Annotated in this window: 15 protein-coding genes; 7 read left to right on the top strand and 8 right to left on the bottom strand. The window is 50.4% G+C overall.

What is annotated here, in order from left to right; all coding sequences use genetic code 11:
- Positions 1-75: 75 nt before the first annotated feature.
- On the bottom strand, positions 76-4,968 hold the full coding sequence (locus ACO05E_RS00495; protein ID WP_419811046.1) for a biotin carboxylase N-terminal domain-containing protein: 4,893 nt from the start codon (positions 4,966-4,968) through the stop codon (positions 76-78).
- A gap of 230 nt (positions 4,969-5,198) precedes the next feature.
- Positions 5,199-6,410 carry a beta-ketoacyl-ACP synthase I gene (gene fabB, locus ACO05E_RS00490; protein ID WP_419811045.1) on the bottom strand — a complete coding sequence of 404 codons (1,212 nt, stop codon included), beginning with the start codon at positions 6,408-6,410 and terminating at the stop codon, positions 5,199-5,201.
- 160 nt (positions 6,411-6,570) lie between these two features.
- Here fabB and ACO05E_RS00485 point away from each other — a divergent pair, with 160 nt between their 5' ends.
- Complete coding sequence (locus ACO05E_RS00485; protein ID WP_419811044.1) at positions 6,571-6,819, top strand: hypothetical protein; 249 nt, start codon at positions 6,571-6,573, stop codon at positions 6,817-6,819.
- 41 nt (positions 6,820-6,860) lie between these two features.
- Here ACO05E_RS00485 and ACO05E_RS00480 read toward each other — a convergent pair whose 3' ends face one another.
- The 4 genes from ACO05E_RS00480 to ACO05E_RS00465 form a co-directional block, all read right to left on the bottom strand.
- On the bottom strand, positions 6,861-7,655 hold the full coding sequence (locus ACO05E_RS00480) for a phosphatase PAP2 family protein (RefSeq protein WP_419811043.1): 795 nt from the start codon (positions 7,653-7,655) through the stop codon (positions 6,861-6,863).
- Entirely contained in the window at positions 7,652-9,286 is a 1,635-nt protein-coding gene (locus tag ACO05E_RS00475) for an ArnT family glycosyltransferase (RefSeq protein ID WP_419811042.1), read from the bottom strand. Before ACO05E_RS00475 ends, ACO05E_RS00480 begins: the two co-directional genes overlap by 4 nt.
- A 3-nt stretch (positions 9,287-9,289) precedes the next feature.
- Positions 9,290-10,405, bottom strand: coding sequence for a glycosyltransferase family 2 protein (locus ACO05E_RS00470; protein ID WP_419811041.1), 1,116 nt, complete (start codon positions 10,403-10,405; stop codon positions 9,290-9,292).
- Positions 10,406-10,532: 127 nt separating this feature from the next.
- Entirely contained in the window at positions 10,533-11,456 is a 924-nt protein-coding gene (locus tag ACO05E_RS00465; RefSeq protein WP_419811040.1) for a lysylphosphatidylglycerol synthase transmembrane domain-containing protein, read from the bottom strand.
- Positions 11,457-11,624: 168 nt separating this feature from the next.
- On the opposite strand from ACO05E_RS00465, the gene waaC reads away from it, so the two are divergent.
- The 3 genes from waaC to ACO05E_RS00450 are packed head-to-tail and all read left to right on the top strand — an operon-like array spanning position 11,625 to position 13,255.
- Positions 11,625-12,659 carry a lipopolysaccharide heptosyltransferase I gene (gene waaC, locus ACO05E_RS00460; RefSeq protein WP_419811039.1) on the top strand — a complete coding sequence of 345 codons (1,035 nt, stop codon included), beginning with the start codon at positions 11,625-11,627 and terminating at the stop codon, positions 12,657-12,659.
- 20 nt (positions 12,660-12,679) lie between these two features.
- On the top strand, positions 12,680-12,976 hold the full coding sequence (locus ACO05E_RS00455; RefSeq protein ID WP_419811038.1) for a type II toxin-antitoxin system RelB/DinJ family antitoxin: 297 nt from the start codon (positions 12,680-12,682) through the stop codon (positions 12,974-12,976).
- Between the two features lie 3 nt (positions 12,977-12,979).
- Positions 12,980-13,255, top strand: coding sequence for a type II toxin-antitoxin system RelE/ParE family toxin (locus tag ACO05E_RS00450; protein ID WP_419811037.1), 276 nt, complete (start codon positions 12,980-12,982; stop codon positions 13,253-13,255).
- 5 nt (positions 13,256-13,260) lie between these two features.
- Here the strand turns inward: ACO05E_RS00450 and ACO05E_RS00445 are convergent, their stop codons facing one another.
- Complete coding sequence (locus ACO05E_RS00445; protein ID WP_419811036.1) at positions 13,261-14,721, bottom strand: DEAD/DEAH box helicase; 1,461 nt, start codon at positions 14,719-14,721, stop codon at positions 13,261-13,263.
- A 124-nt stretch (positions 14,722-14,845) separates the two neighbouring features.
- Here ACO05E_RS00445 and ACO05E_RS00440 point away from each other — a divergent pair, with 124 nt between their 5' ends.
- Positions 14,846-15,772, top strand: a complete 927-nt coding sequence (locus ACO05E_RS00440) for an MBL fold metallo-hydrolase (RefSeq protein WP_419811035.1) — start codon at positions 14,846-14,848, stop codon at positions 15,770-15,772.
- Between the two features lie 6 nt (positions 15,773-15,778).
- On the opposite strand, the gene ACO05E_RS00435 is transcribed toward ACO05E_RS00440, so the two are convergent.
- A complete protein-coding gene (locus ACO05E_RS00435; RefSeq protein ID WP_419811034.1) occupies positions 15,779-16,810 on the bottom strand; it encodes an AraC family transcriptional regulator in 1,032 nt (343 codons plus the stop codon).
- Positions 16,811-16,938: 128 nt separating this feature from the next.
- On the opposite strand from ACO05E_RS00435, the gene ACO05E_RS00430 reads away from it, so the two are divergent.
- Positions 16,939-18,558, top strand: a complete 1,620-nt coding sequence (locus tag ACO05E_RS00430; RefSeq protein ID WP_419811033.1) for an FAD-binding oxidoreductase — start codon at positions 16,939-16,941, stop codon at positions 18,556-18,558.
- 202 nt (positions 18,559-18,760) lie between these two features.
- A complete protein-coding gene (locus tag ACO05E_RS00425; RefSeq protein ID WP_419811032.1) occupies positions 18,761-20,356 on the top strand; it encodes a glycerol-3-phosphate dehydrogenase/oxidase in 1,596 nt (531 codons plus the stop codon).
- Positions 20,357-20,393: the final 37 nt, after the last annotated feature.

Genomic DNA, 20,393 nt, shown 5'->3' with positions numbered 1-20,393 from the left:
CCGATGAAATCGTTTCATCGGGCGTTTTTTCTTTTTACTTTTTTCTGTGGCCAGGCGAGTGGATTCAGCCAGTTATTAAACCGGCTTCACCACATACAATAAATCGCCCTGGTTCACTTGTTGGCCATCCGAGTTCATGATCCGGGTGACTTTAAACTGCTGGTCGGCAGGATAAAGCTCAGCACCGGCACGGTTGAACTGCTTCAGGTTCAGTGGCGTGAACATCTTCATTGCTTCCATCAGACACAGAGTGTGATCAATGCTGATGATGTCACCTTCTTTTACGAATGCTGGTTCGGTTGGTGATGCTGAACCGTAGAAGATGCTGGTGCTTGGTGACAGCACTTTCAGCTCGTCAGAACCTTCAATCTTCAGGGCGGAGGCATCAACTGCATCGGCACTCAGATCAGCGGCGTCTTCAATGTCCTGAATCAGGCCGTCAACGTCCATGCGATCCAGGAACTGTGGCAGATAGGTGGTATCGTAAATACCTTTCTGGAACACCTCATCGTCCAGCACACGCTTCAGCAGTGGAATATTGGTGCAAACGCCGGTAATACGAACCCGCTCCAGATATTCACGCAGCTTGGCGATGGTATCGTCACGATCTTTGCCGTAACAGATGATCTGAGTCACCATGCTGTCGTAGAACGGCGATACCTGCTTGCCAGTGGCGGCCATGGAGATCAGCTCGATGTAATCTTCTTCTGGCAGTACACACTCGCGAATGCGGCCCGGAGTTGGAACAAACTCAACATCATCGCCTTTACGCACGGCTTTCTCGGCATTGACACGCACTTCAATGGCGTAACCTTTTGATACCGGCTTCAGATCGTCAATACGGCCACCTTCGGCAATCTTGAACTGGGTGCTGACGATATCAATGCCAGATACCAGCTCGGTCACCGGGTGCTCAACCTGTAGACGGGTGTTCATCTCCATAAAGTAGATGGTGTTGTTGTCGAGGTCGAAAATAAACTCAACTGTACCAGCGCCGACGTAATTAACGGCATCCGCCAGCTTCTCAGCGAAGTCGTAGGCACCTTGCTCCAGCTCGCGCGGCAGCATGGTGGAACCGGATTCTTCAAAGATCTTTTGATTGTTTCGCTGCACCGAGCAGTCACGCAGACCCAGAATCTTAGTATTGCCATGGCTGTCACGTAATACCTGAACTTCGATATGACGCAAGGAAGTAACGTATTTTTCCAGGTACACATCGCCGTTACCAAACGCCGCTTTGGCTTCGGTCGAAATCTGGTGGAACAGGCTGTGAATCTTATCCGGTGATTCCACTACCTGAATACCTTTACCGCCACCGCCGTGTACCGCTTTTAACAGTACCGGGTAGCCAATTTCATCAGCAACGCTGGCGGCATTGGCTGAGCTGGTCAGAATGCCGTGGGAGCCCGGAACAACCGGCACGTTTACACGCATCGCGGTGTTAATGGCGTTCGACTTGTTACCCATGGTTTCCATCGAGGAGACCGGTGGGCCCACAAAGTTAATGTCGTGGTTACCACACAAGGCAGCGAACTGGCTGCTTTCGGATAAGAAACCAATACCCGGGTGCAGTGCGTCAATGCCTTCGTGGTGGGCAACACGCAGTACCGATTTAGCGTTCAGGTAGGATTCGTCTGGTGTGTTACCACCAATACAAACCACACGATCTTCTGGCCCTAGCATATCGACCGGTACCGAATCCATATCCGGGTCAGACTGCACCAGTACCACTTTAATATCGTTTTCCTGAGCCTTACGGATCAGTTTCACCGCGGTACAGCCACGAGCGTGTACCAGCACTTTATCAACCTTGCCGTATTTTTTGCTTTCGTTAGCGGCTTCACCGGTATCCGGTAATAAGCGCTCCGCGGCAACGTAACCTTGCAGTACACGATCCAGCACATCATCAACGGTGTGACGCGCAGTTGGCATATCTGGGTCAATGGCACGCAGACGGCTGTCTAAATCGTCGAAGAATGGATGCTCAACCAGGCCGTCCATGGATTCCGAAGAAACCGACAGATAGTTGGACAGGGTGCAGGTGCTTGGCAGATAGCTTGGTACCACAATCTGACCCGCAAACGGCATGTTAGTACCGGAGAAGTAATAGGTCTGCGCCAGCGGGTGAGTCACAAACGATGCCTGAGCACCACCGGTACAGTCACCAAAACCAAAGATCACAAGTGGCAGATCGTTATCACGCACAAAACGAGTGATACGGTCGTTAACGATGGCCATGGAGAACAGCGCTGCTGCACCTTCTTTGGTTTGCATGCCGCCAGAGGATACAAAACACACAATCGGCAGTTGCTGACGGGCACATTCCACCATCAGCTTGCAGAATTTCTCGGCACTGGCCATATCAAAGGCACCGGCCTGGAAGTTCAGGTTAGAAACCAGTGCACCCACACGTTGCTGGCGTTCACCAATTTTGATGGTGCCAATACCAGTGATTACACCGCACGGTTTTTCGTCTTTGTTCAGCGCACCTTCAATCGAGCTACGGAAGCCAGGGAAGACAACCGGGTCGGCAGACATCAGAGAGTGGTTGATCTCATCAAAGTCAGCGAAGAAGCGTTCAATGATCGCGCTTGGCGTGGTTTTCTTCTGACGCTTGGTGTCGTCCAGCACCTGCTGAATCAGCAGATCGTGGTAACCCATGGTCAGACGGTTCCAGAAGTCTTTACGACGACCAATGGAAACCGGGTTAATACGGCCGTTGTAGTTTTTACCTTCCTGCTCGGCTTCGTGGTATTCGGCCAGCAGTTTTTCAAAGATAAAGGTGATCACCACAAACAGGGTGTCGGATAAACGTGGGAAAGCGCCTTTTTTCCATTCTTCAACCGACTTAAGGAAGTCGACCCGGGCTGAGCTCTTGATGAAGTAGCTTAACCAGTGGTTAAAGGACTCACGTTCTTGTGGGGTGTAGCTGTCGCCTGCGGTGGCTTCCGATAACGATTTCTCCAGTAATGCTTTAACCGCATCACGCGATAATGCACGGGTTTCGTTAGCTTCTTTGGCAACGTTTACCAGATTGTAGATAAAGTTGTCGTACAGCTGACCAAACACCAGCATGTTCTGACACACCTGGCTGAACTCGTAGCGCAGCTCGTCGTGCAAAATCGCATCGAGAATGGTGATGTCTGGGTGTGCCGGGTTCTGAATGTTTTCCTGACGGAACTGAATGTATGGCGCTAACGCTTCTTCCAGTACACGGCGGTTGGCTTCAACACTGGCGGCGGCCACGCTGTTGGCGATGGCTTGTGTGTGAGTGGAGAGCTTCAATTCCGCACGAATGTCTTCCGGAATCAGCTGTTGCTTCATCACGGTGTTTAACGCACTGGCTAACGACTGCTTTAATGCACCTTTCGCCTGTTCACCGGCCATTTCGGTGGTCAGATCCTGACGCGTCTCGTGTGGCAATACCTCACGGATATAAGCCGCCAGCGGGTGGTCGTTATTTTCGATAAAGTCGGCTACGGCATCGGTATCAAGGATGTCGTTGGCACGCAGCATAAAGCGGCTTTGCTTGTAATCTTCCAGATAGTTCAGCAGACCCTGGAAGTTAACCGGCGCATCGGCTTTCCAGCGGTTAAACAAATACAGGCCCAGGCTGAAGCACAGCTCTTGCTTGGCTTTCAGGTAGTTGTTCTTCGGCTCACCCAAAAACAGGCGAGCAATGGTTGAACGGCTTTCATCACGATCTTCGTATTTGCTCCAGAAGTTCTTCCAGTTTTTGTGCAAATGATCGTCGTAAACGATTTTTTCCGGCGCCTGAATCCAGTTTTGGAATTTACGCTGCGCTTCACGCTCATTACGTTGCTGCAGCTGACCTTCCGGAATTTCTTTCTCTGCTAAACGGCCATAGTTTTCCACACTGGTGGAATGAATACGACGACGCAGCGTCAGATAACGGGTGTAACGATAGGTCAGGCCGAAAATATTGAGGTGTTCGGTTGGGGACGGTGCCAGGAAGAAGTTGGCGTTCTTCTGCATGGTCTCCAGTTTTTCCGATGGGTTCAGGAAGCGATCAATCGCTTGCTGATAGTGATCCATCAGGTACGGATTATTACGGGCAAATTCAGCAGAGCTGGTTTCAATCGACTCAATACCGGTGACTACAGCCTGATGCAGGTTAAAGCGCTTTTCATCGGCATCGGTCGGGGCGTAATCAATAATGCCGTCGATAATACCGGCTTCACGTAATTCAAAACCGGATACACCGACGTATTTGGCGCATTCCTGCCATGACAGATTGTACTTGCGGGCAATGCTGGCCAGGCCTTGCGGCTGAATGGTATTAAAAATACCGTCGCGTACCGATAACAGAATGTTGGTGGTAGCCAGTGGAATGGCACCGCCGGAATAACCTGCACCCCAGATAATGCCTAACGATGGTACATCGTTATTGGCCATCTCGGTGATTAAATGCGAGATCGAATGCGCCTGATTACCAGCGTTAGCGGCTTCACCGGCATCGGCTCCCGGGGTGTCGATAAAGGTCACGATCGGCATCGAGCGTTGTGCAAAAGCACGCACCTGTTGCGCCGCTTTGTTATGGTGTTGCGGACCCCAAACACCATTATTGTGTTCGCGGTTCTGGCAGATAAAGCCAACCCGGCGAATTTTACCAGCGAAGTCCATTTCGGCTTCACAGGTATATAACGGGCCGTCTTCTAATTCGGTAATGGTGCGCAGAATCAGATGCTTAACAATGGCTTTGGCACCCATGCGTTGTGCATTTTCACTGGGTGCAACCACTTGTTCGATATAATCATCAATATTCAGGCCAGACAGACGTTCACGCTCGTTGTCACACTGCTCCGGAGAAATCAGGCCTTTCACCGTGTGTTCAACCGGGTTTTCTTCAAATTCGGGGAATAAAGAGAAATCAGCCGATAACTGTTCGGCTTTTAAAAATAACTGATCGGCTACAGATTGATCAGCAGGTGCCTTCTCGTCTGTCATTATTTATTTATCCATGTTGGGTCAAACACAACCGACCAGAGTCAGATAATACGGGGTCGGCGAACATTACATGCGTTGATTCCGGCACTGCGGAGGTCATCCGGAGTGCTGGAATTCTCAGGAAAGGTTGTTTCCTGAGAATTTATAATACTCAGATTAATCCTCCGAGTATGTCATTTTTTGCAGTAATTAAAAACGTCATAAAATCAATTTTGACGTTCCTTTAATAATCACACTTTGCTGAATACCAGCGTGGCATTGGTGCCACCAAAACCAAAGCTGTTCGACATCACAGTGCTCAGCTCGGCATCGCGGTTTTGGGTCACAATTTCAAAGCCATCAGCGCCTTCATCCAGTGATTCAATATTGGCGCTGCCGGTAATAAAACCGTGCTTCAGCATCAGCAGAGAGTAGATGGCTTCCTGAACGCCAGCAGCGCCCAGAGAGTGGCCGGTCAGAGATTTGGTCGAGCTGATTGGTGGGCGTTGTTCACCAAAGGCTTCACCAACCGCTTTTAATTCAGTGATGTCGCCCGCTGGAGTACTGGTACCGTGGGTGTTCAGGTAATCAACGGTTGGGTTACCCGCCATTTCTAGTGCCATTTGCATGCAACGAATAGCGCCTTCACCGGACGGTGCCACCATATCAGCGCCATCGGAAGTTGCGCCATAGCCGGTTAATTCGGCGTAAATGGTCGCACCACGGGCCACTGCGTGTTCGTACTCTTCCAGTACCAGCATGCCGCCACCACCAGCGATCACAAAACCATCACGAGTTGAACAGTAAGTACGGGAAGCGGATTCCGGGGTGTCGTTGTATTTGCTCGACAGCGCGCCCATGGCATCAAACTGAGCCGTCAGGCTCCAGTGTTCTTCTTCACCACCACCGGCAAACACAACATCTTGTTTACCCCATTGAATCAGTTCCATTGCGTGACCAATACAATGTGCACTGGTGGCACAAGCCGAGGTCATGGAGTAGTTAACGCCCTTGATAGAGAAAGGGGTTGCCAGGTTGGCAGAGGTGGTAGAACCCATGGTGCGGGTAACGCGATATGGGCCAACTTTACGAATGCCTTTGTCGCGCAGGATATCAACCGATTCAACAATATCGGAAGAAGACGCGCCGCCAGAACCGGTTACCAGGCCAGTGCGCGGGTTACTAACGATATCTTCGCTCAGGCCAGCATCTTCGATGGCTTGTTTCATCGACAGGTAGGAGTACGCAGCTGAATCACCCATAAAGCGCTTCAGCTTACGGTCAATATGTTCCGCCAGGTCAATATTCGGGCTGCCGGCAACATGGCTGCGAAAGCCCATTTCGGCGTAATCCGGCTGGAATGAAATCCCGGAGCGCTGTTGTTTCAGAGACTCCAGCACCTCTTCTTTGTTGTTACCCAAACAACCCACAATACCCATACCTGTAACAACGACACGACGCATAACGATTCTCTACCTGTTTACAAAAATTCTTCTCAGCATATTACCGAAAGATTGAGGTAATATTTCAATCCCACCACTATATAGCAGTGGCTGAAAAGGCTTAAAGAAAAATATTATTGAGCTTGAGTTATTAATAAAACAACAAAAGGTTGTATTTGTGATGTCTGATCAAGGTCTGCGTTGGCAGCGCGCTCAGGAATTAATGTTGGAAAATGCGTTGGATGTGGCCACGATGGCGGCCTGCCTTGGGATTGATGAGCAGAAGCTGGAAGCCATGCTGGGCGATAAGCCCAGTCGTAAGATTTCTGACTCACTGGCAAAGCAAATGGAGCAAACCTTCTCCAAGCCGCAAGGGTGGCTGGATCAGGGAGATGATGGTGGTATTACCTTTGATTTGTTTGGGTCGTAAATCACGATCCTTTGATCGCGACTCTTGATCACGCCCCTTGTTCAGGAGTGGCGCATAAGGCGCGCCAGCGGCAGCCAGTAATAGCGAACCACCATCACGATGGCAACAATACTGGCGATAACACTCAATAGTTGTGTATCCGGGTAGCGATCATCGTGAAACGCCAAGGCAGCACTGGCTAAGGTTAATAACACCAGTGTAAACAAACGCCAGCCATTGCTTTGAAAAAACGCCAAGCGACGCTCCAACTGGATACTCAGCCAGGCAAACAAAATGCCGAAGCCACCACCAACAAAAATATCCAGCGGCCAGTGTGCCGCCACCATGGCGCGGCTTAATGCAGCCAGTCCCGCCAGAGCCAATAATAACGCTGAGACGGATAGCCGGGCCTGATTCAAGGCTATTAAGGCAAAACAGCTGAGTGCCGTGAACGAATGTCCGGAAGGAAAGCTTTCGTGTTTAAGTTTGGGGCCAATCAGATGATAACTGCCTTCTGCCAATACAGCCGGGGGGCGAGGGATATTCAGCCCTTGTTTAAACACATGAACAAACAGCCCGCCAATAATCAGCAGAACCAGAGACTGGCCGAGTAACCGCGGGCCCGATGTTCCAGCGTTGCGGCTGGCCACAATTAACAGCACGGCAACGGCAAACAGGGTGTCCGCCACCAGTGTCAGGTTGGCCCAGATCAGATCCGGTAGCTGGCTGCCCGCCTGATTCCAACTCAGAAACCAGGCCTGATTGCTGTTGTTGAACACAATAAACAGTGCAACCGCCAGCATCAGGCCGGCGATGGACAAAATAAATGACGTGTTCGCCGTGGAGGAGTTAGTCATTGCTGCCCTGTTTGTTCTTTGAGGAGTGGAGTCTGCTCTTCGAGGCGTTGTTGTTCCAGCAGCTGCGCCTGTTCTTCACTGATGCGGCGTACAATCACAATGGGCCCGGACTGGAATAAAATATCGTAGTGCGGAATCTTTTTCAGGCGATCTTCCCGGGCGTAACCCACTTCGCCAATTTCCAAGCCACGACGTTCTGTCCACTTGTCGAAGTACACATTAAAACTTGGCATATCAATCGATTGAGTGATGATTGGTTCACCAAGCTGTTTGGCAAACTGGGCGGCATCCCAAACCGGGCGTTGCTGCGCTTCACTGATGGCTGGTACAAACACAAACCAGACAAACAATGTTTGCACCACGCCAACCAAAATCAGAGAGAACCAGGGGCTGATGCGTTTCCATAACATCAGCACCACCGACAGCAGCCAGGCGATACCTGCAATGATGGCAAAGTCCTGATTAATATATTCCGCAGCGCGTTCTGCTGCGGCAATTTCAATCGGGTTGGTCAGACCATCAATAATGGTTGGAATCAACAGAGGAAAAGCCACCATCAAGGCAAAAAACAGCGATGGGAAAATGATCGTCAGCAAGCGGCTTTTTAACCAATCGCGGTAACGCGCCATCAGAATCACCAGTGGCGTCACACCATACAAAATATAGTGTGGCAGCTTAGTACTGGCGATGCTGAACAGTACCAGCACGACTAAAAACCAGATCCACAAAAAACGGTTTAATAAATCGGGCGTACTTGTGTCGGAGTTGCCGTTTTTGCCTAATGCTGTTTTCAGACTTGGCACAATACGAACCAGTAAGGCACCAAACGGCGCCAGAATAAATGGCAGCAGGAAAATATAGAACAGTGGGCCGCCATCATGGCCTTCCATCGCGTTATTAAAGCGATTGACGTTGTGCTTCAGAATAAAACCGTCGATAAAGTCCTGCCCCTGAGCCAGGTATTCAAGGATGTACCAGGGCGCGGCAATCAGCAAAAACAGAATCCAGCCGGGGATAAAAAAGATGGCTTTAAAAAACGCATCTTTCATACTGGACCAGAGGAAGAAAATAGCCGACACCATTAACGGAATAGCGACCGCAACCGGGCCTTTGGTTAATACACCCAGCGCCATTAAGGCATAAATCAGCAGCAATAATTTGTTGGATGGTGACACCGTGTAGTGGTACATGCACAGCAAGGTACTGGCGAGAATCACGTTCAGTAAGGCATCGGCCGTGGCTACGTGAGCAATCATATTAATGCCCAGTGCGGCGGCGGCGATTAAGGCTGCGGCGATGGCCGTTGGTTGATTGATATAACGGCGGGTGAAAAAGAAAATTGCCATCGCCCAGGCTAAGCCGGACAGGGCAGATGGCAGGCGGAAGGCCCAGACATCGGTGCCAAAAACACTGATGGAGGCGGCCTGTAGCCAATAAATCAGAATGGGTTTGTCGAAACGCACCCGATCGTTAAGGTAGGTGGTGATAAAGTCACCACGTTCAAACATGCCACGGGTGGCTTCGCTGAATGCCCCCTCGTCATGATCGAATAATAAATAACCGCCCAGATTCACAAAGAAAAACGCAATCAGAGCGGCAATCAGCCAGTAGGGGACAGACAGGTTGCGCATAAATCAGCTGTTCGCTTGTGTTTCTGAAGTCGATGTTTCTGTGGAAGCCGTGTCAGAAGCAGCAAGGCCCGATGATTCAGTGCTGGATTCGGCGCTGTCTGGCTGCTTCATCTCAGAGGCTTGTGCCCAGCAGGCTTCATCGTTTTCGCAGGCCTCTGTGCGATTGTAGATAACGTACTGCTGAAGCTGGGAGGACTCAAAATAGGTGCGTGATATCAGCTCTGACAACACACCGGTGGTGAGGAATTGCAGCGCAGCGATGACACAGACAATCGAGATTAAAAACAGGGGGCGGGTGCCGATATCTTCGCCCAGGAAAATTTTCAGGAAGCCCAGGTAAGTCAGCAATACACCACCAACAGAACCTAATGCCAGACCAATTGAACCAAAGAAGTGGCCTGGACGAGCGCGGTAGCGCATAAAGAAATAGACCGATAACAGGTCCAGAATCACGCGGAAGGTACGGGAGATGCCGTACTTAGATTCACCAGCCACACGAGCGTTGTGCTGCACTACAATTTCGCCAATACGGCTTGGTGGAACAACAGCTGCAACCCAGGCAGGAATAAAGCGGTGCATTTCACCGTATAAACGCACTTGTTTAATTACGGCGGACTTATAAATCTTCAGTGAGCAACCGTAATCGTTGATCCGAACACCGGTGATTTTACCGATTAGACGGTTAGCGATGCGTGATGGGATTTTGCGCAGAACCAGATCGTCTTTACGGTTTTTACGCCAGCCTGTCAGCAGATCCAGATCGTTTTCGATCAGATGATCAATCATACGTGGAATATCGGCTGGATCATTCTGTAAGTCACCATCAAGGGTGGCAATCAGTTCACCACGGGCTTCGTCGATACCTGCCTGCATGGCGGCGGTCTGGCCGAAGTTACGACGCAGCTCAACGATACGAACGTGAGAACCAAAATTTTCCGATTCTTTGTGCAATGCCTGAGGGGTGCCGTCGGTGCTGCCATCGTCAACCACCAGCAGTTCCCATGGCCCTTGGTAATCGGCCATGCCTTCGTGAACACGGGCAACCATCGGTGTGACGTTGTCGATCTCATTAAACATTGGAATAACAATGGATAACGACGGTTTGCTGGCCTCAGTCAAGATAAATACCACTCTGAAAATCGGATAAACATAAAAAGTGCAGGGATGATACCCAAAAGCCGTAGCTGATAAAACTAAAGTAGTGTCATCGTGCTGCGATTTCAGGGAATCTTCCGGGTCGGGGGATTTATTTTACCCGGGCCGTTAACAGAGCGATAAGCCCTGTCAGTAAAAAGGTGCTGCCGAGAACAAATAAATGCAGATTCACGGCGGCGGCTAATCCCACGGTGTGATCAACCCCCCAGGGTAATAAGCCCGCGACAATGCCAGCTTCGTAGGTACCGGCACCGGCGACGCCATTAATTGGCAATACACTGGAAAGCTCACCCGTGGTAGCTCCGACCCAACTTTGCGCGAAGGGTAGTGGATCTGAGATCGATGATAAAAACTGTTGTAATAACCAGGCATACACCGCCAGCTTCAGTGCCCAGTTAATCAGGGTCCAGAATAATGCCCGCACAAACGGCCAGGGTGATTTAGGTAAGGCATGCATCAGTTCAGCTATTTTGCCAGACCAGCTGCTGGGATGCTGGTGTAAGAATTGTTCAACCCGGTTTTGCAGTGGCAGCACAATCAGTGGAGTCATCAATAAAGCAATCGTTAGCAGCCATTGCAGCGCTTCGCTGATTGGCAACAGACTTTTCAGTGAAATCGCCGCCAGCACCAGCAGGGCATATAAATCAAGCAGACGCAGCCACAGCAACGCCGGAGCACTATGGCGATAGGGTAATGCAAAGTGCTGCTTCATTAATAAAGGAAAGGCAGTTTCACCACTGCGCATCGGCAGCAGGTTATTAAAGAAGTTGTGCATCACGGTAATGCGTGTCAGGCGAACAAAATTCCCCTGACAATATTGGTGAAAAAAGTCGTAGAAGCGCAGCGCTCGTAACAAGTAACTAACCAGCATCAGGCCAACCGCAAAGGCCAGTGTGACGGGGTCAATTTGCTGCCAGCTGGCCAGTACATTACGCCAGCCGAAGCTGCTTTCCACCAGATAGAGCAGGCCTGCCAGCAAGACAAGGCTGGCCCAGAATTTCCATGATTTCAGCAAGAGGATTCTCAGTTCAGGCAATTAGTATAATAAAAGCGCGGATGGTTGCGTCTGGGCCGGGCAAAGTCAAGCGCCTCTGCGGCGGTTGCTGAGCTTGAATCCGGCCTGAAATCACGTAAAGTGCGCGTTTTGTTCTACAGCCCCTGTTTTTTGCCGCCGAGAGCTCTTGTGAAAGTATTAGTTGTTAAAACCTCCTCACTGGGGGATGTCTTCCACACGTTACCTGCCGTTGAGGATGCCTTTCAGCAGTTACCGGAGCTTGAAATTCATTGGTTGGTTGAAGAAGCATTTGCCGATATTCCGACCTGGCACCCGGCGGTTACCAAAGTCATTCCGGTGGCCTGGCGGCGTTGGCGCAAAAACCTGCTTAATAAAGAAAACCGACAGCAACTGAAAGCATTTCGCCAGCAGTTGAAGGCGGAGCAATACGATATTGTGCTGGATGCCCAGGGGCTGATTAAAAGTGCCTTGTTTACTCGTATGGCAAATGGCCCGCGATACGGGTTGGATAAACATTCGTGTCGTGAGTCGCTGGCTGCCCGGGCATACCAGTTTCCACAAGCCATTGCCAAAGGCCAGCATGCGATTCCGCGGGTACGTCAGTTGTTTGCTCAGGTGCTGGGCTATCAGGTGCCTGACTCATTATCGTACGGCGTTGGTCGTGGCCGCTGGCAGCGCCCGGATGTGCAAGGCGATTATTGGGTGTTTCTGCACGGCACTACCTGGATTACTAAGTTATGGCCAGAAGCCTACTGGAAACAACTGGCTGAGCTGGTAACACAGTCTGGCCGACAAGTGATGCTGCCCTGGGGCAATGAAGAAGAGAAACAACGCGCTGAGCGAATTGCTGCCGATATTGATGGCGCTTCAGTTCTGCCCAAAATGGGCCTCAATGACCTGAACGCCTATCTGGCGTATGCGCAGGCGGTGGTTGGCGTCGATACCGGTTTATCGCATGTGGTTGCTGCCTTAGAGGTTCCTTCGGTGGCGATTTATGGTGCAACCGATGCTACGTTAACCGGCGTGTTAGGCCCGCAGGTTGAAGTGATTAAAAGTGAACTGCACTGCGCCCCGTGTTTATCGAAAAAATGTTTGCTCAATGAGCCTGGTGAAATTCAGCCACCTTGTTATCGGGAAATATCGCCGCAGCGGGTGTTTGACCGTCTCTCAAATGAGATACATACTGGTTCTGTTGAACAATAAACACGCTGGGAGGGGTATCGATGGCGAATACATCCATGTTGCATGTTCGTGTAGATAGTGCGCTCAAAGAAGAGGCCGCAGAGAAACTGGCTGATTTTGGTCTGACGGTATCTGATGCCGTGCGTATTTTGCTGACCCGAATAACAAAAGAAGGTGGCTTGCCCGCAGGGTTAACAGCCGATTCTGATGCGCACGATGCCTGGTTCCGTAACAAGGTAAAAGAATCGGTTGCCAGCTACCGTACCGAAGAGGCGATAGATCATCAGCAGCTTATGGATGAAGTGCAAATGATGATCGATGCGAAATTACAGGAGTGATGTGTGCCAGATATTACATGGCACTCTCTGGCTCGCCGGGATTTATTGGTCATTGTCGAGTTTATTGCTGACGACAACCCAGATGCCGCACAGCAATTTAAAAATGACTTAGATAAAAAAGTCAGATCTTTAGTTGAATTCCCGAAGTTAGGCCGCCCCGGAAGAGTGCTCGCGACCAGAGAATTAGTGATTGCCGCAAACTATATTGTTGTTTATCGGGAATGTGCATCTGAATTACATATTCTCCGGGTTTTACATGCGGCTCAACAATGGCCGTAACCGGCTTAATTGGCCGGTTTTCTTTTTTGCGGTTGGCGCACTGGCTTATTAGTGCTTTTCTTGGGCGCACTCTCAACCTTACGCTGGGTTGCACCGGACTTTTTCCACGGCGAGTTTTTATTCTCTGAATTGCCCGACGTTTTATTAGCTGATGTTTTATTACCGGTCGGTTTATTTCCTGATTTGCCATTTTTGGCCTGAGCGTGATGTTTCTTTTCACCACTTCGCTGGCCATCTTTATGCTCAGAAAACGTTTTCGGTTTCTTGGGTTTTTTAGGCTTTTTCGGTTTAGCGCGTAAAGTCGTAACTGGCACTTCATGGACTGGTTCAAAACCAGGAATATAATCGCGCTCTAATAATTTACCGATCAGGTTTTCAACCTGAGACAGTTCTTTGACTTCGTCCGCCGCAACCAGAGATACTGCATGACCGCTGGCTCCGGCACGCCCGGTACGACCAATGCGGTGAACATAATCTTCGGCCACGTTGGGTAAATCAAAGTTAACCACCTGAGGCAGTTGGTCAATATCAATGCCCCGAGCTGCAATATCGGTGGCGATTAAAGCACTGATATCACCCGATTTAAATTCTGCCAGTGCCCGGGTGCGTGCACCCTGGCTTTTATTGCCGTGAATGGCTGCGGCTGAAATATTATTTTCTTCCAGATAACGGGTCAGGCGATTGGCACCGTGTTTGGTTTTGCAGAATACCAATACCTGCTGCCAGTTATTTTCTTTAATTAAATATTTCAGCAAACGTGGCTTTTGTTTTTTATCTACCGGGTGAATAACCTGCTCAACTTTTTTAGCGGTGCTGTTGGCCGGTGTCACCGAGATCTCAACTGGATTATTGGTCAGGCGCTTGGCCAAGTCTTTGATGTCGTCAGAGAAAGTGGCCGAAAACAGCAGGTTCTGACGCTCTTTTGGCAGAATATTCAGAATCTTTTTAATGTCGTGAATAAAGCCCATGTCGAGCATGCGATCGGCTTCGTCCAGTACCAGCACTTCCAGTTGTTTAAAGCGCACGGCATTTTGCTGATATAAATCCAGCAGTCGGCCCGGGGTGGCAACCAGAACGTCAGCCCCGCGACGCATGCGCATCATTTGTGGGTTAACTTTGACACCACCAAACACCACGGCCGAAGTCAGTGGTAAGTGTTCTGAATACGCCCGTACGTTATCACCCACCTGAGCAGCCAGCTCGCGGGTTGGTGTAATGATTAATGCTCGTACCTGATTCGGACGAGCCCGCTCACCACTGCTGAGCTTTTCCAGAATCGGCAGGGTAAAACCTGCGGTTTTGCCGGTGCCGGTCTGGGCCGCTGCCATCACATCCTGGCCGGTTAATACCGCTGGAATTGCTTGCGCCTGAATCGGGGACGGCTGAGTGTATCCTTGCTCCTCAATGGCTTTAAGAATGTCGGCGGATAAGCCTAAATCAGCGAAGGAGGAAGCAGGAGAGGACATGACAGGTCTCGGTATTGATGCAAAAGGGCGCGGATTATAGCGATTTGTGGCCGGTAACTCGACCGCTTCTTGCCCGGAGGCTACCAAAAGAGAGCGCGGATATTACTGATAGCAACTTATTGTTATGGTCATATCTGTCATTCATGGCTGGCGATTCGGCCATTGCCCGTTTCACAGTGCCGTGCATACTGCTCAGCCGGTCAACGATGATGTGATTTTTATGGCAGTTTTAAAACATTACCGCTATGACAATGGTGCGCATACGGTGGAGGGATTTCGGGTTGGGCGCTTCAACGCGGGTATCAACACGACCTTTATTGTTTATCGTATCGGAGACACGCTGATTGACGCTGGCCCTGCGAATCAATGGCGTTTTATTCGTGACGAGTTGCAGCCGGTTGAGATTAAACGGCTGCTGATCACTCACCACCATGAAGACCATGCTGGTAATGCCAGCCGTATTGCCAGGCTGAAAAACCTGTTGCCGTATGCCCCTGAGTTAGGAAGACAAAAAATAGCAACAGGCTATCGTACTCCCTGGCTGCAGCAGCTGATCTGGGGGCGTTTGGTTCCGGCGCAAACCCAGTCAATGCCAGAAAAAATGCAGCTGGATGACGGCACGGAAATCATCGCCGTCCATACCCCCGGCCATGCCAAAGATCTGACCTGCTTGTTTTTCCCGCAGCAAAAATATTTGTTCAGTGGTGATATGTATATCTCCCGTTCGCTGAAAATGTTACGGGCAGACGAAGATTTGGCTCAGTTAATCACCAGTCTGGAAGCCTTGCTGGCACTGGATTTTGAGGTGTTATTTTGCCCGCATAACGGCATTGTCGAGCAGGGCAAGCAGGCATTGCAGGATAAATACAACAATCTGACTGAGTTGTGTCAACGAGCGGCCGATTTACACCAGCAGGGCAAAGCGGAAGCTGAAATTATACTCAGTCTGGTGGGCAAAGAAGGCATGTTGGCGAAGATAACCGGTGGTAATTTTTCTAAACAAAACCTGATTCGTCAGGCTATTGCACTCGGAAAAGTTAACAGGCTCTAGGCAAAGTCAGCGTCCATGCTGCTGGCGATACTCTCCCGGTGTGACACCGGTCCAGGTTTTAAAGCGGCGATGAAAGGAACGGGCTTCGCTGAAGCCCAGTTTCAGAGCAATGTCGTTGATGCCAAGGTCGGTGGTGGTCAACCACTCTGCCGCCGTTTCCTGCCGTAAGTTATCGAGCAATTGCTGATAACCCGTGCCGGCATCCTGCAAACGTCGTTGCAGGGTTCGCTCAGTAATCCCTAAATGTTCGGCGACTTTTTCCCGGCGTGGCAAGCCTTCATCCATCAGGGTTTTCAGCAAGGTGCGTGTTTGCATCACAATCGGGTGGCGTTCCTGAATTTCCGCCATGACCGCACTGGCTTGTTGTTCCAGGGTGCTGAGTAATACCGGGTCGGGCTGGCGCAATGGGGTGTCTAATATTTCTTCCGGAAAGATCAACGCGCTGATGTTGGCATCAAATTCCAGCGGGCAGCCAAAAATATCCTGATACGCAGGGAGTAACTGCTCATCCGGTTGCGGGTGTTCAAACAACACCTTAGCCGGTTTGCCATCGTGCATATCTGCCAACCAGCGGGCAAACAGCAACCAGGAACCCAGCACATTATCAATCATATGCGGGCGTACCTGCGGGTGGTCGTACTGGCATACCCAGCGCATCGCCAGATGAGGGCCGTATTTTTCTATTTTGGTGACGCCCATATCACCCACAATGGCTTCGTAAGACGGCACCATATGCAAGGCTTCGCGGGCGGTGCGGAAATTCATCGCCATATAGCCCACCAGACTGTAGGAACCCGGCTGCACATAGTGTGCGCTTTTTAAGCCAAATAACGGGTCTTGTGTCTGTTCGATCAGCCAATGAATCAGGTTCTGAAAAGCGCGGCCACTGGTTCTGGCCACGGAGTTGTCCATGATACCAAGTGGAATGTTAACGGCGTGCAGGGCGTCTTCAGCCTGGATGTTGTAATCCTGAGCGGTACGCAGATACTGGCGAATGGCGTTGGCCGAGGCGGTGCCTAATGAGTCCTGATCGATCATGAGTGGCTGAATTTACTACTCTGGCTGAATTTACTACTGTTGCTGTCCCATTGGGTCAGTGAATGTCCCGAAAAGCACCGATATAGTGGCGCAAGAATAACTGATTAACAAGAATAAAGGGTGGAGCTATGGGTCGTCGTTGGAATGGCTGGGGTGATGAAAACTATACAAAAGAAGTGTCGGCTCATGGACGTGAGTTGATTCATTCCATCATTGGCAAGCCACAACCTCTGCCGTCGGCGACATTAGCGGATGTAATGGCCCGTGTGCCTGCTTCACGCTTACCTCAACATCCACTGATTGTGACGGCTGAAGAAGATCGTGTTCGTCATGCTCGTGGTCAGAGCTTTCCGGATTGGCTGGCAATGCACAGTGGCGAATTTGGGGTTTTCCCTGACGGTGTCGCCTATCCGGAAACCAGTGCTCAGGTTCGTGAGCTACTGGATTTTGCCGTTCAGAATGACTTTGAAGTGATTCCCTATGGCGGCGGTACTTCGGTTGCCGGTCACATTACTCCACTGGCCAGTCAGCGTGCCATCCTGACCATTGATATGGGCCGTATGAACCAGCTGATGGATCTCAATGAAGAAAGCCAGATCGCTACCTTTGGTGCCGGTACCCCGGGGCCGCTGGTGGAATCTCAGCTGCGCGCCCGTGGTTATACCCTGGGCCATTATCCGCAATCCTGGGAGTTGGCAACCTTAGGTGGCTGGATTGCATCACGTTCATCGGGTCAGCAGTCATTACGTTATGGTCGTATTGAGCAAATGTTTGCCGGTGGCCGCATGGAAACTTTGCATGGTTCACTGGATATTCCGACCATCCCGGCGTCGTCTGCTGGCCCGGATATGCGCGAAGTGACCATGGGCACCGAAGGGCGCATGGGGATTTTCACTGAGGTGAAAGTGCGTGTCAGCCGCATTGCTGATGAAGAAAAGTTCTTTGTTTACTTTATGCCAGACTGGAAAGCCGCCAAAGCTGCCGTACGTGAGCTGGTGCAGCAGCGTGTGCCGATGTCGATGATGCGTGTTTCCAACGCCAAAGAATCCAAAGCGCATGCTCATTTAGGTACCAAAGAATCCCAGTTTAAAGCGCTGGATCGTTTCCTGCGTTTCCGTGGGCTGGACGATAATCGCTGTATGCTGACCTTTGGTGTAACCGGCAGCAAGTTTCAGAATAAAGCGTCTCTGAAGCAGATTCGTAAAGTGTTAAAATCACACGGCGGTGTTGGCGGTGTGATTGCCAATATGATGGGCACCATCTGGGCCGAGGGTCGGTTTAAATTTCCTTACCTGCGTGAGACCACCTGGGAAGAAGGTATTGCCATTGATACGCTGGAAACCTCAACCGACTGGGATAATGTTGATCAGCTTCTGAACGACGTTGAAACCGCTCTGGAAACCGCCCTAAAGGATGAAAACGAAGAGGTGATGGTATTCACCCATTTATCTCATCTGTACAGTCAGGGGTGCAGTATTTACACCACCTATTTTTTCCGCTGTGCCGATAGTTATGACCAGACCTTTACACGCTGGCAGAAACTGAAAGGAGCTGCCTCAGAAGTGATTGCCGGGCATCGCGCCACTATTTCGCATCAACATGGTGTTGGTAAAGATCATGCGCCTTATCTGGAAGCTGAAAAAGGCAAGCTGGGTATGCGGGTGTTGCAGACGCTGAGCGAAGATTTTGATCCGGATCAGCGCCTTAATCCCGGAACTCTGCTGCAGCAGGGTAAGTCGTACAAATAAGTAAAAATAAAAAGTGGACTGAAAACCGCTTTAAACCGTTGGCTGGGTTCTCACCTCGTCAAAGCGCGGTTGGCTGCGACTATAAATTCGCACAGACGAATCGCAGTTGATTAAGCGCTTTCCCCCGGTACTGATGGCAACATCAGTACCGGGTCTTCTTTAACGATCAGATCAAATCAGGATTCATTCAGGAAGTTTCAGCATGGCGCAACAAACGTGGCAAGCCGATCATCGGGATCGTTTATTTAATCGCTTGAATGATGCCAATGAGCACTGGGATGTGATTATTGCCGGAGGCGGAATCACCGGCGCGGGCATTGCGCGTGAAGCAGCCCGTCGTGGTTTAAAAACCCTGCTGCTGGAGCGCCAGGATTTCGCCTGGGGAACCTCCAGTCGTTCTTCCAAAATGGTACACGGTGGTTTGCGTTATATAGCCGCCGGCGATGTTAAAACCACCATGCATTCGGTACAGGAACGTGAGCGGCTGATGCAGGAAGCGCCTGGTCTGGTTGATCAGATGGCGTATCTGATGGCGCATTATAAAGGCGGTTTTCCCGGACCATTTGTTTTTAATGCTTTGCTGCGGATTTATGATTTTTTTGCCGGTCGTCGTTATCGTCAGTTCCATACGCCAGACCAATTACATTTTATCAGTCCGAGTATTAATGACGACAACCTGTTAGGCGGTACCCAGTACGCCGATGCGGTTACCGATGACTCTCGTCTGGTGATTCGTGTTTTGCGTGAGGCGCAAAAAGACGGCGCTGACGTTATTAATTACACCAGTGTAAAAAAACTGATTAAAAATGGGGATCAGGTTACCGGTGCTGAAATTGAAGACACCTTGAACGGAAAAACTTATTCCGTATCCGCCGATGTGGTCATTAATGCAACCGGTGCCTGGGCCGACGAATTACGCAGTGAAACCACCGATGAGAAAAAAATCCGTCCGGCGCGTGGTAGCCATTTAGTCGTGGCTGGCTGGCGTTTACCGGTCTCTCAGTCATACACCATTATGCACCCGCGTGATAAACGGCCGGTTTTTATTTTCCCGTGGGAAGGGCGCACCGTTATTGGTACAACCGACCTGGATCATCCGCAGCTAGGTAATAAAGAAGCGGCCATTACTCGCGAAGAGTTCGATTATTTACTGGAAGTGGCACAATTTCAGTTTCCGCAAGCCAGTCTGACAGAAAGCGATATTATTTCTTCCTGGGCCGGGGTTCGCCCGCTAGTGGCGTCCGGGGCGCTGAACCCGTCGAAAGAAAAACGCGATCACAGTATCTGGGATGATCAGGGGTTGGTATCCATTGCTGGTGGTAAATTAACCACTTTCCGCCTGATTGCGCTGGATGTATTAAATGTCGCCAAAAAATATATTCGTAATTTTAGCGAGGGTGAATTTTCTGCCCAGATTTTTACGCCACACACATCCACTCATCAGCGCCTGAAAGCACTGCCGGATTATGTACAAAAGCGTTTGACTGGTCATTTCGGTATGGACGTAGACGCGCTGTTAACGCTTGCCCGTAGTGGTGAATTAGAGATGATTCCCGGAGCGCGTGCAGTTTGGGCTGAGTTACGTTGGGCGGCGGCCAATGAAGCTGTGGTTCATCTGGACGATTTATTGCTGCGCCGCACACGTTTGGGGTTGTTGGTGGAGCAGGGCGGTTTAATTTACGAAGATAAAATCCGCGCTATTTGTGCTGATGAACTGGGCTGGACAGAACAACGCTGGAGCGAGGAAAAATCCCGCTATCAGAACATCTGGAACACCTGTTACAGCATTCCGCAGTGATGCGCTTTGTGTCTCTTAATTCTCACTTTATAAATAA

Origin of the sequence: Bacterioplanoides sp. (assembly GCF_965226395.1) — a bacterium.
In the GTDB taxonomy this organism is placed as follows: Bacteria; Pseudomonadota; Gammaproteobacteria; order Pseudomonadales; family Oceanobacteraceae; genus Bacterioplanoides.
This window is presented reverse-complemented; position numbering and strand designations above follow the sequence as displayed.

Bases quoted from the DNA above. Each gene is read 5' to 3' on its own strand.
- ACO05E_RS00495 (WP_419811046.1), bottom strand. From the start codon at position 4,968: ATGACAGACGAGAAGGCACCTGCTGATCAATCTGTAGCCGATCAGTTA.
- fabB (WP_419811045.1), bottom strand. From the start codon at position 6,410: ATGCGTCGTGTCGTTGTTACAGGTATGGGTATTGTGGGTTGTTTGGGT.
- ACO05E_RS00485 (WP_419811044.1), top strand. From the start codon at position 6,571: ATGTCTGATCAAGGTCTGCGTTGGCAGCGCGCTCAGGAATTAATGTTG.
- ACO05E_RS00480 (WP_419811043.1), bottom strand. From the start codon at position 7,655: ATGACTAACTCCTCCACGGCGAACACGTCATTTATTTTGTCCATCGCC.
- ACO05E_RS00475 (WP_419811042.1), bottom strand. From the start codon at position 9,286: ATGCGCAACCTGTCTGTCCCCTACTGGCTGATTGCCGCTCTGATTGCG.
- ACO05E_RS00455 (WP_419811038.1), top strand. From the start codon at position 12,680: ATGGCGAATACATCCATGTTGCATGTTCGTGTAGATAGTGCGCTCAAA.
- ACO05E_RS00445 (WP_419811036.1), bottom strand. From the start codon at position 14,721: ATGTCCTCTCCTGCTTCCTCCTTCGCTGATTTAGGCTTATCCGCCGAC.
- ACO05E_RS00440 (WP_419811035.1), top strand. From the start codon at position 14,846: ATGGTCATATCTGTCATTCATGGCTGGCGATTCGGCCATTGCCCGTTT.
- ACO05E_RS00435 (WP_419811034.1), bottom strand. From the start codon at position 16,810: ATGATCGATCAGGACTCATTAGGCACCGCCTCGGCCAACGCCATTCGC.
- ACO05E_RS00430 (WP_419811033.1), top strand. From the start codon at position 16,939: ATGGGTCGTCGTTGGAATGGCTGGGGTGATGAAAACTATACAAAAGAA.
- ACO05E_RS00425 (WP_419811032.1), top strand. From the start codon at position 18,761: ATGGCGCAACAAACGTGGCAAGCCGATCATCGGGATCGTTTATTTAAT.